Origin of the sequence: Achromobacter aegrifaciens (assembly GCF_902859735.1) — a bacterium.
Taxonomy (GTDB): Bacteria; Pseudomonadota; Gammaproteobacteria; order Burkholderiales; family Burkholderiaceae_B; genus Achromobacter; species Achromobacter aegrifaciens.
Genome location: NZ_CADIJY010000002.1, coordinates 294,313 through 307,628 on the forward strand (window position 1 = coordinate 294,313; position 13,316 = coordinate 307,628).

Annotated in this window: 14 protein-coding genes and 1 pseudogene; 11 read left to right on the plus strand and 4 right to left on the minus strand. The window is 64.8% G+C overall.

Annotated features, from left to right (window positions below; all coding sequences use genetic code 11):
- Nucleotides 1-2: 2 nt before the first annotated feature.
- Complete coding sequence (locus HV766_RS07355; RefSeq protein WP_225590243.1) at nt 3-1,160, minus strand: ABC transporter substrate-binding protein; 1,158 nt, start codon at nt 1,158-1,160, stop codon at nt 3-5.
- Between the two features lie 107 nt (nt 1,161-1,267).
- Between HV766_RS07355 and HV766_RS07360 the strand changes: the two genes are divergently transcribed.
- The gene (locus HV766_RS07360; RefSeq protein WP_225591355.1) at nt 1,268-2,212 is read left to right on the plus strand and encodes a LysR family transcriptional regulator; all 945 of its coding nucleotides are present in this window, start codon (nt 1,268-1,270) and stop codon (nt 2,210-2,212) included.
- 15 nt (nt 2,213-2,227) lie between these two features.
- On the opposite strand, the gene HV766_RS07365 is transcribed toward HV766_RS07360, so the two are convergent.
- Nucleotides 2,228-3,214, minus strand: coding sequence for a Bug family tripartite tricarboxylate transporter substrate binding protein (locus tag HV766_RS07365; protein ID WP_175180869.1), 987 nt, complete (start codon nt 3,212-3,214; stop codon nt 2,228-2,230).
- A 194-nt stretch (nt 3,215-3,408) separates the two neighbouring features.
- Between HV766_RS07365 and HV766_RS07370 the strand changes: the two genes are divergently transcribed.
- From HV766_RS07370 to HV766_RS07405, 8 genes and pseudogenes are all read left to right on the plus strand, one after another.
- On the plus strand, nt 3,409-4,290 hold the full coding sequence (locus HV766_RS07370) for a LysR family transcriptional regulator (protein ID WP_175180870.1): 882 nt from the start codon (nt 3,409-3,411) through the stop codon (nt 4,288-4,290).
- Between the two features lie 19 nt (nt 4,291-4,309).
- The gene (locus HV766_RS07375; RefSeq protein WP_175160773.1) at nt 4,310-5,221 is read left to right on the plus strand and encodes a LysR family transcriptional regulator; all 912 of its coding nucleotides are present in this window, start codon (nt 4,310-4,312) and stop codon (nt 5,219-5,221) included.
- A 120-nt stretch (nt 5,222-5,341) separates the two neighbouring features.
- Complete coding sequence (locus HV766_RS07380) at nt 5,342-6,529, plus strand: CaiB/BaiF CoA transferase family protein (protein ID WP_175180871.1); 1,188 nt, start codon at nt 5,342-5,344, stop codon at nt 6,527-6,529.
- A 57-nt stretch (nt 6,530-6,586) separates the two neighbouring features.
- On the plus strand, nt 6,587-7,546 hold the full coding sequence (locus HV766_RS07385; protein ID WP_175180872.1) for a Bug family tripartite tricarboxylate transporter substrate binding protein: 960 nt from the start codon (nt 6,587-6,589) through the stop codon (nt 7,544-7,546).
- Nucleotides 7,547-7,599: 53 nt separating this feature from the next.
- A complete protein-coding gene (gene acdA, locus HV766_RS07390) occupies nt 7,600-8,805 on the plus strand; it encodes a 3-sulfinopropanoyl-CoA desulfinase (RefSeq protein ID WP_175180873.1) in 1,206 nt (401 codons plus the stop codon).
- A gap of 66 nt (nt 8,806-8,871) precedes the next feature.
- A complete protein-coding gene (locus HV766_RS07395) occupies nt 8,872-9,609 on the plus strand; it encodes an SDR family oxidoreductase (RefSeq protein ID WP_175180874.1) in 738 nt (245 codons plus the stop codon).
- Nucleotides 9,610-9,643: 34 nt separating this feature from the next.
- Nucleotides 9,644-9,963 (plus strand): annotated as a pseudogene (locus tag HV766_RS07400) (DMT family transporter).
- The gene (locus HV766_RS07405) at nt 9,960-10,589 is read left to right on the plus strand and encodes a TetR/AcrR family transcriptional regulator (protein WP_175180875.1); all 630 of its coding nucleotides are present in this window, start codon (nt 9,960-9,962) and stop codon (nt 10,587-10,589) included. The pseudogene HV766_RS07400 and the gene HV766_RS07405 overlap by 4 nt, the downstream one beginning before the upstream one ends.
- 39 nt (nt 10,590-10,628) lie before the next feature.
- Here the strand turns inward: HV766_RS07405 and HV766_RS07410 are convergent, their stop codons facing one another.
- Together HV766_RS07410 and HV766_RS07415 are read right to left on the minus strand one after the other, a co-directional pair.
- The gene (locus HV766_RS07410) at nt 10,629-10,889 is read right to left on the minus strand and encodes a DUF2798 domain-containing protein (RefSeq protein WP_054454647.1); all 261 of its coding nucleotides are present in this window, start codon (nt 10,887-10,889) and stop codon (nt 10,629-10,631) included.
- Nucleotide 10,890: 1 nt separating this feature from the next.
- A complete protein-coding gene (locus HV766_RS07415) occupies nt 10,891-11,787 on the minus strand; it encodes an NmrA/HSCARG family protein (protein WP_254593286.1) in 897 nt (298 codons plus the stop codon).
- A gap of 109 nt (nt 11,788-11,896) precedes the next feature.
- Between HV766_RS07415 and HV766_RS07420 the strand changes: the two genes are divergently transcribed.
- Nucleotides 11,897-12,790, plus strand: coding sequence for a LysR family transcriptional regulator (locus tag HV766_RS07420; protein WP_175180877.1), 894 nt, complete (start codon nt 11,897-11,899; stop codon nt 12,788-12,790).
- Between the two features lie 110 nt (nt 12,791-12,900).
- Nucleotides 12,901-13,311: a VOC family protein gene (locus tag HV766_RS07425; protein ID WP_175180878.1), complete on the plus strand. Its 411-nt coding sequence runs from the start codon at nt 12,901-12,903 to the stop codon at nt 13,309-13,311.
- Nucleotides 13,312-13,316 lie beyond the last annotated feature (5 nt).

Consider the following 13,316-nt stretch of genomic DNA (forward strand, 5'->3'; position numbering starts at 1 on the left):
GTTTACTTGACGTAGCGCCAGGCGCCGTCCTTGATCTGCACCATGACAGCGGCGCGTTCGTCATAGCCCACGTGGTCGGAGGGCGACATGGTGGACACGCCTTGCGAAGTCACGGCGTCGCGGGTGGCTTCCAGCGCGTCGCGCAGGCCCGCCCTGAATTCCGGCGTGCCCGGCCTGGCCTTGGGCAAGGTGGTCTTCAGCGCCTGTTGCAGCACGATCCCGGCATCCCAGGCGTTGGCCGCGAACACCGACATGGAATCCTTGCCGTGGGCGGCTTCGTAGCGCTGCGTCAGGTCCATGGCGACCGCGCGTATCGGGTTGGCCTGGTCCAGCTGGCTGGCGACCACGACCGGGCCCACGGCGAACAAGGCGCCCTCGGCGTCCTTGCCGGCGATGCGCAGGAACTCGCGGTTGGCGATGCCGTAGGTCTGGTAGATGCGGCCGGCATAGCCGCGCTCGCGCAGGGACTTCTGCGGCAGCGCCCCGGGCGTGCCGGACGCCGCCACGATGACCGCGTCCGGCCTGGCGGCCAGCAGCTTCAGGGTCTGCGCCGTGACGCTGGTGTCCGTTTTCACGTAGCGCTCGGTGGCAACCAGCTTGATGCCGGCGCGCTGCGCCTGCGCGGAAACTTCGGCCAACCAGCTGTCGCCGTAGGCGTCCGCAAAGCCGATGTAGCCCAGCGTCTTCACGCCGGCGGCCTGCATGTGCGCGACGGTGCTGGCGACCATCAGGTTTTCGTTCTGCACCACCTTGAACACCCAGTGGCGCTGCGCGTCCATCGGCTCGACCAGCTTGGCCCCGGCCGCCAGGCTCATCAGCGGCACTTTCTTCTCCTGGGCGATAGGCAGCAGGGTCAGGGTGGCGGGGGTGACGGACGTACCCAGCACCACGTCCACGTTATGCTCGTCGACCAGCCTGCGGAAGGCGCGGGCGGCGCCGGTGGCGTCCGAGGCATCGTCCAGCACGATGTAGCGCACCGCCTCGCCCGCGATCTCGCGCGGCAGCAGGTCTATCGCGTTCTTGGCCGGGCCACCCAGCGATGCGGCCGGGCCGGTGAGCGACAGGATGACGCCGACGCCGACATCGGCCGAAGCGGCGTTACAGGACAGCAGGGCGCACGAAACCAGCACCGCGCGCACGGGGTGTAGAAGGGGCTTCAAGATGTTGTCTCCTTGTGGAAACGCCGGTCTGCGCGGCGTTTGACAAGACGATAGATAGCGGCGGAATATGCGTCAATGTCATGAGCATGATTCTGGAAATGCACGCTATGCATAACGAGAAACTGGACCTCAACCTGCTCGCCGTCTTCGACAGCCTGCTGCGCGAGCGCAGCGTGACCCGCGCCGGCGAGCAGCTCGGCCTGTCGCAAAGCGCCATGAGCCACGCCGTGAACCGCTTGCGCGCGTTCTTCGACGATCCGCTGTTCGTGAAGACCGGCCAGGGCATGCAGCCCACGCCCAAGTCCGAGAGCCTGGCGCCCACCATCCTGGCGCTGATGGCGACCATACGCGGCCAGGTGCTGTCGCAAGCGCAGTTCGATCCGGCCTCGGCGATGCGCGTGTTCACCCTGTGCATGACGGACATGGGCGAACTGGTGTTCCTGCCGCCGCTGATCAAGCGCTTGCGCGAACTGGCGCCGCATTGCACCCTGCGCACGCGCCAGGTGCCGCTGCAGCAGGTCGAGCCGCTGCTGGCGTCCGGCGAGGTGGATCTGGTGCTGGGATCGCTGCGGGCTGCGCCCCAGGGCCTGTTTCAGCAGCAGCTCTTCATGCACCGCTTCGTGACGCTGGTGAGCGTGAAGAACCAGGAGGTGGGCGACGAGCTGACCCTGGAACAATTCCAGCGCATGCCGCAGATCGTGGTGACCTTGGCCGGACGCTCGTCTGAAGCCTATGACAGCGCACTGGAGGAGCAGGGCGTCAAGCGCAACATTTTCCTGTCCACGCCGCACTTCCTGGTGGTGCCGCTATTGCTGGACCAGCACCCGGATCTCATCGCCACGGTGCCGCAGGAGTTGGGCAATGTGTTCGGCGGCTACGGCGTGGTCAAGGTGCTGGAGCCGCCGCTGCCGCTGCCGTCCTTCGCGCTGCGCCAGCATTGGCATCCGCGCTTTCACCAGGATCCGGCGATCATCTGGCTGCGGGAACTGGTGAAGGATACGTTCGATGGGTATCCGTGGGAGGCCATGCCTGCCGCAGCCCGGAAGGCATGAGCCGCCGCGCCGCCCTCAATTGATCTTGATATTGCGTTCCTTCACCAGCGTCTTCCACTGCGCGGTCTCGCGCGCCAGGTGGTCGCGCAGTTCGTCCGGCGTGCCGCCAATGGGCTCGGCGCCGATGGAGTCCAGCGTGGCGCGCACCTTGGCGTCGTTCAATGCGGCACGCATGGCGGCGTTCAGTTTCGCGACCACGTCGGGCGGCGCGCCGGCGGGGGCGAAGGCCGCGAACCAGGGCATCAGTTCATAGCCGGGCAGGCCGCTTTCGGCCACGGTAGGCACGTCGGGCAGGGCGGCCGAACGCTTGCTGGTCGTTACCGCCAGCGCGCGCAGCTTGCCGGCTTCGATGTGCGGCTTGGCGGAGGTGATGCTGTCGAACATGTAATCCACCTGTCCGCCCAGCAGGTCGGCGACGGCAGGGCCGCTGCCCTTGTAGGGCACGTGCAGCATGTCCACCTGGGCCATGGACAGGAACAGCTCGCCCGCCAGATGGATGGACGTGCCCACGCCGGCCGAGGCGTATGTGTAATGGTTGGGTTGCGCCTTGGCCTTGGCGATCACGTCCTGCACGTTGGTGGCGCCGGTGCGTGCGGGATTGGTGACCAGCACGTTGGGCACCACGGCCAGCAGCGAGATCGGGGCGAAGTCCTTGACCGGGTCGTAGTTCAGGTCCGTGTACAGCGCCGGGTTGACGGCCATGCCGTTGGCGACGATCAGGATGGTGTAGCCGTCCGGCTTGGCGCGGGCCACGCTGGCCGCGCCGATGTTGCCGCCCGCGCCTGCGCGGTTTTCCACGATGAAGGTGGTGTTGAGCTGCTTGCCCATGGATTCGCCCAGGGTGCGCGCGATGCTGTCCATCGCGCCGCCGGGCGGGAAGGGCACGATCCATTTGACCGGGTGATCCGGGTAGGTTTGCGCCAGGGCGGCGGACGAGCCCCCCAGCAGCGCCAGGCCCACACAGGCCCGGGCGAGTCGTTGGAATGCAGAGCGCAAGCGCATGATGGTCTCCGTATTGCTGGAATTATTGTGTCGCTGCGCGCCGGCGGTCCGCAGATCACGGGAAGATGTTCCCGCGATTCATACTTTCCATGATCAGGTTCGTGCGATAGCTCAGTATGGCTTGCGTTTTCCCTGCGAGTCCAAGACTATATGGGTTCCGATTAATACCTTTATGGTATGTGTAAGACCACGCGATGCAATTGAGGCAACTGCGTTATTTCCAGGCCGTGGCAGAGGAGGGCAGCTTCACCCGCGCGGCCGCGCGGCTGCACATGGCCCAGCCCCCGCTCAGCCGCCAGATCCGTCTGTTCGAGGAAGAACTCGGCGTGCAGCTGTTCGAGCGCACCACGCGCGCGCTGCGCCTGACGGAAGCGGGCCGCTTCCTGCTGGAACAATCGCGCCTGCTGACTGCGCGCCTGGAAGAAGTGCTGGAAGGCACGCGGCGGCTGGGGCAGACCCAGCGGCGCTGGTTCGGCATAGGCTTCGTGCCGTCCTCTCTTTACGGTTTCGTGCCGGAGCTGATCCGGCAACTGCGCAACGCGGACCCGCTGGTCGAAGTGGGGCTCACGGAAATGACCACCTTGCCGCAGCTGGAGGCGCTCAAGGCCGGCCGCATCGATCTGGGCATCGGCCGCATCCTGTTCGACGATCCCGCCATCGAGCGGCGGGTGCTCATGACTGAAGCGCTGATGGCTGCGGTGCCGCTGGGCCATCCCATTGCGCGGCTGCGGCGGGTATCCGTCGAACGCCTGGCGCGCGAACCCTTCGTGCTGTATCCGGCGCGGCCAAGGCCGAATTTCTCCGACCATGTGCTGGGCCTGTTCCGCGCGGCGGGGCACGCGCCGCAGGTGGTGCAGGAAGCCAACGAACTGCAGACCGCCATTGGCCTGGTGGCGGCGGGGCTGGGCGTGACGGTGGTACCGGCGTCGGTGCAGCGCTTGCAGCGGCAGGACGTGGCGCATGTGGCGATAGACGCCGATACTTTTGTGTCGCCCGTGATCGTCAGCTATCGCAAGGACGACACGTCGGCGTTCCTGGCGCGGGCATTGGGGCTGGCGCAGGCGCTGGCCGGTTAGCACCTGAGGAAACATGACCATGCCGGATCAGGCCGCAAAATCCCTCTCCCTCAGGCAATTGGAACTGCTGCTGGCGCTGGCCTCCGCCGACAGCATCGCGGGCGCCGGCGCCCGGCTGGGGATGACGCCCTCGGCCACCAGCCACGCCCTGCGCACGCTGGAGGCCACGCTGGGAGCGCCCTTGCTCGACCGCAATGCATCGGGGGTGCATCTCACCTATGCGGGACAGCAGATTCTGCCGCATGTCAGGGACGTGTTCGCGTCCCTGCAGATCGTGCGCGCGACGGCGAACGCCAGCGCGGGCCTGCGCTCGGGCCTGTTGAATCTGGGTTCGCTGGGGGCGAGCTCCTCCTTGAACATCCTGCCGCAACTGCTTGAGATGTTCAAAGCCCGCTATCCGGGCGTCGACGTGTTCGTTACCGAGAAGCCGGACCCGGAATTGGAGCGCGCGCTGGTCGAACGCCGCATCGAGATCGGCGTGGTGGCCTTGCCCAAGCCGGATTTCGACACGCTGCCGCTCGTTACCGATGAGCTGATGGTGGTGCTTCCGGCTGGCCACCCGCTGGCCGAGCGCAAGACCATCGCGGTGAAGGACCTGATCGACTATCCGCTGATCATGACGCGCGCCGGTTCGCAGCCTGTCATTACGCGCATGTTCGAGCGAGCCGGCGCCAAGCCGCACATCGCGCACGACCTCTCGCAGATCATGTCCATCCTGGAGTTCGTCAGGCGCGGGCAGGGCATCTCCGTGCTGGCGTCGCTGGTGCTGCCGCAGGCTTACGACGGGCTGGTCTACCGCAAGATCAGTCCCGCCTCCAAGCGCAGGATCGGCTTGGCCTGCCTCAATGAACGCAAGCTGTCGCCAGCTGCGCACGCCTTCTGGGCCATGGTCAGGGAGGCCGCGCCCAAGCTGAAGTTTCCGGTCAAGTAAAGCCGCGCGTCAGCCGTCCTGCTTGGCGCGAAGGCTGCCCTTCATATTGAAAAAAAACTCAATTGAAGGTGAAGATTGCGAATTTTAGACTGCATCGATCGACTCTGATGGAGAAGGCGTATGCAGTCAGTGGGAGCTTCCGCGCTCAGCGGCGTGCGTGTCGTGGACCTCTCTCGCATCCTGGCGGGCCCGAGCGCGACGCAGCTGCTGGGCGACCTGGGCGCGGACGTGGTCAAGGTGGAAAAGCCGGAGGAAGGCGATGACACCCGGAAATGGGGGCCGCCCTACATCAATGACCAGGACGGCCGCGCGACCGCCGAAAGCGCCTACTACCTGAGCGCCAACCGCAACAAGCGGTCGATCGCGCTGGATATCGCCACCGAGGCCGGCCGGGACGCGCTGCATCAGTTGCTGGACCATGCCGACGTGCTGGTCGAGAACTATAAGGTCGGCGGCCTGGCCAAGCATGGGCTGGATTATGAACAGCTCAAGAGCAGATACCCGCGCCTGGTCTATTGCTCCATCACCGGATTCGGGCAGACGGGTCCGTACGCCAAGCGCGCGGGCTACGACTTTTTGATCCAGGGCATGGGCGGCATCATGAGCCTTACCGGCGAGCCGCAGGGCACGCCCATGAAGGTGGGCGTGGGCATCGCCGACGTCATGACCGGCATGTATGCCGCCGTCGGCATCCTGGCTGCGCTGCGCCACCGCGACCTGACCGGTCAGGGGCAGCACATCGACATCTCGCTGCTGGACAGCCAGATCGCCTGGCTGGTGAACGCTGGAACCAACTACCTGGCACAGCAGGAGTTGCCCGCGCGCCTGGGCAACGGCCACCCGAACATCGTGCCTTACCAGGTATTCGACGCGGCGGACGGTCCCATGATTCTTGCCGTCGGCAACGATGCGCAGTTCCGGCGTTTTTGCGAGGTTGCAGGCCTGGCCGGGCTGGCGGACGACGAGCGCTACGCCTCCAATGCGGCCCGCGTCGCCCACCGCGCCGAACTTTGCCAACGGGTACAGGACGCGCTGGCCCTGCGCTCCAGGAAAACCTGGCTGGAACAGCTGGAAGCCGTGGGCGTGCCTTGCGGCCCCGTCAACGATTTGCGCGATGTGTTCAACGACCCGCACGTCCAGGCCCGCGGCGCGCAGTTGCGCATGCCCTGCGCGTGGGCGCAAGGCGGCGAGCTCAACCTGTTGGCGAACCCGCTCAAGCTTTCCGCCACGCCGGTGTCGTATCGCAGGCCGCCGCCGCGCCTGAACGAGCATGCGCAGCAGATCCTGCGCGATTGGACGGCGGGCTGACATCACACATCTTAGACAACACCGCTGCGACGACGGCGGATACAAGAGGAGAGAGGCATGGATAGGAGACAGTTGTTGGCGCTGGCCGCATTGACACCCTTGAGCCGCGCATTCGCGCAGGGCAAGTACCCGTCGCAGAGCATCAGGCTGGTCGCGCCCTATGCACCGGGCGGAACCGTGGACATCCTGTCGCGGCAGCTGGCCGAGCCGATGCGCGCCAGCCTGGCCCAGTCGGTCATCGTGGAAAACCGCGGCGGCGCCGGCGGCACGCTGGGCGCTGACGCCGTGGCCAAGGCCCGACCCGACGGCTACGCAATCCTGTTCGGGGCGGTGCATCACGCGATCGCCCAGTCCGTGTATCCGAAGCTGGGATACGACATCCGCGAGATGACGGCGGTGGGCTTTCTGGGGCGCGTCAACCATGCGCTGATCGTCAACAAGGATCTGCCCGCGCAGAATGTGCAGGAGCTGGTGGCGCTGCTGAAGGCCAAGCCGGACAAGTACAGCTATGCCACGCCGGGCGCGGGCACCATGCAGCACCTAATGGCCGAATATTTCAAGAACGTCACGGGCACCCAGATGATGCACGTGCCATATCGCGGTTCCGCGCCGGCGATCGTGGACATCATTGCCGGGAACGTCCACATGATGTTCGAAACCATGCCTTCGGCCATCCAGCACATCCGGGCGGGCAGCGTGCGCGCCATCGCGGTGACGTCGAAGGTCCGTTCACCCAGCTTGCCCGATGTGCCCACGGCGGCGGAGAGCGGCGCGGCCAATTACGACGCGACCAGCTGGTACGGCATCTATGCGCCGCCGTCCACGCCCGCAGACGTGGTGCGCGTGCTCAATGCGGCGGTCAACGCGGCATTCGCCGACCCGGCTTTCGTGCAGCGGTGGATCGCACTGGGCGCGGATGCGGGCGGCGGCACGCCGCAGGAGCTGGCCGCGCTGACGCGCAGCGAAGTCGAGCGCTGGGCCGAGGTGGCGCGGCGCGCGGATATCAAGGTGGGTTGATGCCGGCGGCCCTGGCGGCCCGGCCGGAGTTTTGCACGTAGCAAGGATGAACCATGACTGAACTTACCCAAGAGCAATTGGCGCTGCAGCAGCGCGCGCGCGAACTGGCGCAGACCGTATTCAAACCGACAGCCGCAGCCACCGACCAATCCGAGCAGTATCCCTGGGACAACGTCCGTCAACTGCGCGAAAACGGCTTCATGGGCATGACGATCCCGCGCGAGTACGGTGGGCGGGGCCTAAGCTATCTAGATACAGTCCTGGTCGTGGAGGAAATGGCCAAGGCTTGCGCCACCATGGGGCGCATCACCGTCGAAGCCAACATGGGCGCGATCGGCGCCATCATGCAGTACGGCACCCATGAACAGAAGGCGCTGGCCGCCGAGTGTGTATTGGCTGGCGACAAGCCCGCCATCTGCATCTCGGAACCCCAGGCCGGCAGCGCGGCCAGCGAAATGGGCACTTGCGCAGTCCGTCAGGGCGATGACTACCTCATCAACGGCGAGAAATACTGGATCACCGGGGGCGGGGTGTCGCGCCTGCACCTGATCTTTGCGCGCGTGTTCGACGACGGCGCGGATCTGGGCATAGGCGCCTTCATCCACGTGCGCGAACCGGACGCCGCGGACGATGGCCTGGAGATCGCCAAGCGCTCCTACGCCATGGGCGTGCGGGGCATACCCGAGACCTACATCGCGTTCCGGGATCTCAAGGTGCACAAGTCCATGCTGGTGGTTCCGCCGGAGGGGTTGAAGCGCGGCTTTGCCGGGCTGATGCAAGCCTACAACGCCCAGCGCGTGGGCGCGGGCACCGTGGCGTTGGGCATCGCGCAGGGCGCCTTTGAAGAAGCCGTCGACTACGTCAAGCAGCGCCAGCAGTTCGGCCGGCCGATAGCGGAGTTCCAGGGCTTGCAGTGGATGGTCGCCGACATGGCCATCCAGTTGAATGCGGCGCGGCACATGCTGCATGCGGCCGCAAGCAGCGGCACGGCGCGGACCTTTGGCTTTCCGGACCTGTCGCTGGCCGCGCAGGCCAAGATCTACGCGGCCGAAACGGCGCAGCGCGTAACCAACGACGCCTTGCAGCTGCATGGATCGTCCGGCTATGGACGCGACCTGCCGATGGAACGCCATGTGCGCGATGCGCGCATGTTCACCATCGCGGGCGGCACCGCGCAGATCCTGCGCACCCAGGTCGCTTCCGCCGTGCTTGGGATGAAGCTGCCGCAGACGCGGGATGGGTATATCCGCGGGAAGTGATGCTTGACGACGAATTCCGCTGCGCGTAGCATCTTTTGAACCGATCGGTATAAAAGGAGCTCGGCGATGGAATTCCAAGGCAAGGTTGCGCTGGTCACCGGGGGCACGCGTGGCATCGGCGCCGCTATCGTTCGCAGGTTCGCGGAACGGGGCGCCGATGTCGCCTTCACCTATGCCAGGTCGGATCAGACCGCGAAAGACTACGCCCAGGAACTTGGCGCAATCGGCGCCAGGGTCCTGGCCATCAGGGCGGACAGCCGCGATCCGGCCGCCGTCCGGACGGCGGTGGAGCAGACTGCCGGGAAACTGGGCAGGCTGGACATACTGGTCAATAGCGCCGGCGTGTTCCCCGTCGGGCCTGTCGAGGACGCCACGCTCGAGGAAATCGACGACACCCTGGCGATCCACGCCAAGGCGGTATTCGTGGCCTCGCAGGCCGCGCTGGCTCATATGGGGACCGGCGGACGCATCATTTCCATCGGCTCCTGCTTCGCGCAACGCGTGCCTTATGGGGGCGTGACGCTCTACGCGATGAGCAAGTCGGCGCTCATCGGATTCACCAAGGGCCTGGCTCGGGAGGTCGGCGGCCGCGGCATCACGGTCAACATCGTCGATCCGGGATCGACTGACACCGATATGAATCCTGCCGATGGTCCGGCGGTAGCCGCCGAGTTGGAACTCATGGCGGTCAAACGCTACGCCGAACCCGAGGAAATTGCCGCAGCCGTGGCTTATCTTGCGGGGGCCGAGAGCCAATTCATCACCGGCGCGTCGCTCGCCATCGATGGCGGCTTCACCGCCTAGGGCTGCGGGAAGTCCAACAGAAATGGGGATTCAGATGGCATGGGGTTTCCTGGTTCTGGCCGGCATGCTTGAAATCGTCTGGGCATTGGCACTGAAGCAGGCCGACGGATTGACGAGGTTTTGGCCAAGCCTGATCGGCATAAGCGTCGCCATGCTGAGTCTTGTCCTGCTGGCCTTGGCCCTGAAGCATCTGCCGGTGGGCACCGCTTACGCCATCTGGGTGGGCATAGGCGCTTTCGGCGTGGCGGTTTTCGGCACATTGGTGCGCTCGGCGAGCACATGTCATCGGCCAAGCTGTTGTTCCTGGGCTTGATAGGCATAGGCGTGGCGGGCCTGCGGATAATTGAAACGTGAATTCTGGCAATCAAGCTAAACCGGCCACCGCGCCGAAAATCGGGCGTCCGAAGGCGTTCGACAAGGACTGGGCCTTGCTGGCGGCCATGCGTACCTTCTGGGCGCAAGGTTATGAAGGCACCTCGATCCAGGATCTGGTCAGCGCCACGGGCGTCAACAAGCCCAGCCTCTATGCGACCTTTGGCTGCAAGGAGGAAATCTTCCGGCAGGCCGTCGAACTTTACGACCGCGTCGAAGGGCGAGCGACGTCGCAGAGCCTCAGCGCAGCTCGGACGGCCCGCGAGGCCGTCGAAACCATGCTGCGATCGAACGCGCGCGCCTATGCGGTCAACGAGGGCCCGCGTGGGTGCATGATCGTGTTGTCATCGCTGCTGGGCGCGCCTGAGAACGAGAGCGTGCGTGCGTTTCTTGCCGCAAATCGGGAGGAAGGAGAATCGACGCTGAGGGAACGGCTTGCGCAAGGCATTGCGGAGGGCGACCTTGCGCCGTCCGCCGATGTCCGGCAGCTTGCCGCCTTCTACACGACCGTGCTTGAAGGCCTGTCGATCCAGGCCCGCGATGGCGCGGGCGCGAAAAAGCTCAACATGATCATTGATGCCGCGATGCTTGCGTGGCCGGCCGGTTGACATTGCCGGCGCAGCTCGTCGCAGCGCTTGCGGGCCAGCTTAGGGCGGGACCACCATCCAGGCGACGATCCGCCGCACGACAGGCAGCAGCAGCAAGAGGCTGGGAAAAGCCACTATCCACGAGGCTCCCCAGGCGCTGGGCCAGTTGAGGACAAAGTCGGGACCCACGCCCACGCTCGCGGCGGTCGCCACCGCTGAAACGATGGCCGACATGAACACGGAAAGAACCAGCGGCATCAGAACGGGGGCATAGTGCCGCGGGAGCTTTTTCAGGGTGGGGCTTGATGAATGGTCAGCCATCTCAATACTCCTTGCCGCCGCGCGCCGCTTGTTTCTCGGCCACCAGGTCCTTGACGTACTCGCGCAGTGAACGCGGATCCCGTCCGAGTGCAGCCTTCAGCACAAGACTGTTTCCTCCAAGCCCGCAGGCCCGGTAGTGATCGAAGACTTTGGACAGAAGAAGCAACTGCTGTTCGCCATAAGGCAGGCGCGCGTCTTGCGCCCACGCGTTGAAACCGGGCTCCAATGCAGTGACCGGAGATCCCAGCTCCTCGGCCAGGGCCATCACGATGTCCATGCGGCTGTACATGCCGGCGCATAGCTCCAAGGTCGCGTAGGCCAGCCTGTCCTCGGTCAGCGCGATCGCGGCAACCTCAGCCACATCGCGATAGTCCACGCGGGCGATTCTCGTGTCTTTGGGAAAGGGTTCGCTGAAGCGGGAATGGTCGCGGATCGACGGCCAGGCCAAACCGATGTTCTGCATGAAGTTCGCGGGATGCAGGATTGTGTATTCCAGTCCCGACGAGTAGAGCGCGTCCTCCACCGGGATCTTGCTGGCGTGATTGGCCAGTCGCACGTTCGTTGGCTGGATGACCGATGAAAAGACGAACTTCCTCACGCCGCTGCGCTTGGCCGCGTCGACCAGGGCAACGCCCATGGGCGCTTCGTCTGCGGTGAACGCGGGGCCGATATGAAAGACGCCGTCCACGCCTTGCGTTGCGGCTGCGAGGCTGTCGACGTCGCGGAGGTCACCGATGGCGGTCTCGGTCGCTCCCAGCGAGCGGGCCTGAGCGGCGCGTGTTTCGTCGCGGACGAGCGCCCGGACCGCGACCTTGCGCCGCTGCAATTCAGGAACGACCAGGCCGGCGAATTTGCCGGTGGCTCCTACGACCAAAACCGTGGGCTGAGTGCTGTTCACAGGGTTTCTCCTTCGCATGCATGTGGGTACGAAGGCAGTGTATTTTCTGCCGATTAGTGGAACAATACTTGTGAAATATGAATGTGAATCACGTTATAAGAGATAAATAATGAGCCGCCTGGAAGACCTGGAAGCGTTCATCCACATCGCTGAAACGGGAAGTCTGACGAAAGCCGCGCGCCATCTCAGCCGCTCGCTACAGGCCGTCAGCCGTTCTCTTGCCGCGCTGGAAGAGGACGTCGGCGTGCAACTGGTCCATCGCACTACGCGGCATTGCTCTCTCAGCGAAGCGGGCGAGGCGTTCTTCCGGCGGGTCAAACCGGCGATGGAGGAAATAGGCGAGGCCCGGCTGGAGGTTGCAGACCGCCGAGCCGCGCCGTCGGGCATATTGCGTGTCGGCGCGCCGGTACTGTTCGGGCCGGACTTCCTGGTTCCGATCATCGCGCAGTACATGCGCGCATACCCGCAGATGGAAGTCGATCTGCAATTGACGGATACCTTTGTCGACCTGTCCGCCGCAGGCCTCGATCTGGTCGTGCGCATCGCAGACCTGCCGGATTCCGGCTTGCAGGGAAGACGATTGGGAGCCTTGCGCAGAGTCGTATTCGGATCGCCTTCCTATTTCGAACAGTATGGCCGTCCCGCGCATCCTTCGGACCTGCGGCAGCACGCCTGCATTGTCAGGACTCTCGATCAACGCTCGGGGCAGTGGGCCTTTGAGATAGACGGCAAGCGGCGCAGCGTCGGGGTGCGGGGTCCGTTCCGGACCAACACGATGGCGGCGATCTATTCCGCGGTCAGCGCCGGACTCGGCATCGGTTATTCGCCGCTATGGCAGATCAGGCACCTGCTGGATGCGGGGCAGGTGGAGGTCATACTCGAAGCGTTCGAGTCCAAGCCTGTGCCCATACACGTGCTTTGGCAGGAGCACAGGCTTCCGCCTGCCAAGGTGCGGGCTTTTATTGATTATCTGGCGGCTGGGCTGAAGCTCGATCGGTTCTAGGGGCGCCGCGGGAGTCTGCGGGCGAGGGCGCCGCTACTATCCCAAGCGCGGCACGGTAGACTAAGAATCCTCGTATCCTGATGCGCACTTTCGCTCCAAGGAGGATCATCATGCCGGTATTTCAGATCAAGCACTTGGACCATGTCGTGCTCAGGGTTCAGGACCTGACGCGTAGCGTGGACTTCTATACGAAAGTACTGGGCTGCGAGATCAAGAAGAAGAACGATGAGTACGCAATGATCCATCTGAGCGCCGGCGGTTCCATGATCGATCTGGTCGATGTGCAGGGGCCTCTGGGCGCCGCGGGCGGGGCAGCGCCAGGGAAAGATCGGCACAACCTGGACCACTTTTGCCTGCGGGTCGATCCATTCGATGAAACGGCCATCCTCGAGCATCTGCGAACTTTCGGCATTACGGCGGACAAGGCCGTGATGCGATATGGCGCGGAAGGCGAGGGACTTTCGATCTATTGCTTCGATCCCGACGGCAATCAGATCGAACTGAAGGGGCCTGCGATCTAGGGCTG

What these genes read in the sequence shown, in the direction of transcription:
- HV766_RS07360 (WP_225591355.1), top strand. Translation starts at nt 1,268, where the DNA reads ATGCATAACGAGAAACTGGACCTCAACCTGCTCGCCGTCTTCGACAGC.
- HV766_RS07365 (WP_175180869.1), bottom strand. Translation starts at nt 3,214, where the DNA reads ATGCGCTTGCGCTCTGCATTCCAACGACTCGCCCGGGCCTGTGTGGGC.
- HV766_RS07370 (WP_175180870.1), top strand. Translation starts at nt 3,409, where the DNA reads ATGCAATTGAGGCAACTGCGTTATTTCCAGGCCGTGGCAGAGGAGGGC.
- HV766_RS07375 (WP_175160773.1), top strand. Translation starts at nt 4,310, where the DNA reads ATGCCGGATCAGGCCGCAAAATCCCTCTCCCTCAGGCAATTGGAACTG.
- HV766_RS07380 (WP_175180871.1), top strand. Translation starts at nt 5,342, where the DNA reads ATGCAGTCAGTGGGAGCTTCCGCGCTCAGCGGCGTGCGTGTCGTGGAC.
- HV766_RS07385 (WP_175180872.1), top strand. Translation starts at nt 6,587, where the DNA reads ATGGATAGGAGACAGTTGTTGGCGCTGGCCGCATTGACACCCTTGAGC.
- acdA (WP_175180873.1), top strand. Translation starts at nt 7,600, where the DNA reads ATGACTGAACTTACCCAAGAGCAATTGGCGCTGCAGCAGCGCGCGCGC.
- HV766_RS07395 (WP_175180874.1), top strand. Translation starts at nt 8,872, where the DNA reads ATGGAATTCCAAGGCAAGGTTGCGCTGGTCACCGGGGGCACGCGTGGC.
- HV766_RS07410 (WP_054454647.1), bottom strand. Translation starts at nt 10,889, where the DNA reads ATGGCTGACCATTCATCAAGCCCCACCCTGAAAAAGCTCCCGCGGCAC.
- HV766_RS07420 (WP_175180877.1), top strand. Translation starts at nt 11,897, where the DNA reads ATGAGCCGCCTGGAAGACCTGGAAGCGTTCATCCACATCGCTGAAACG.
- HV766_RS07425 (WP_175180878.1), top strand. Translation starts at nt 12,901, where the DNA reads ATGCCGGTATTTCAGATCAAGCACTTGGACCATGTCGTGCTCAGGGTT.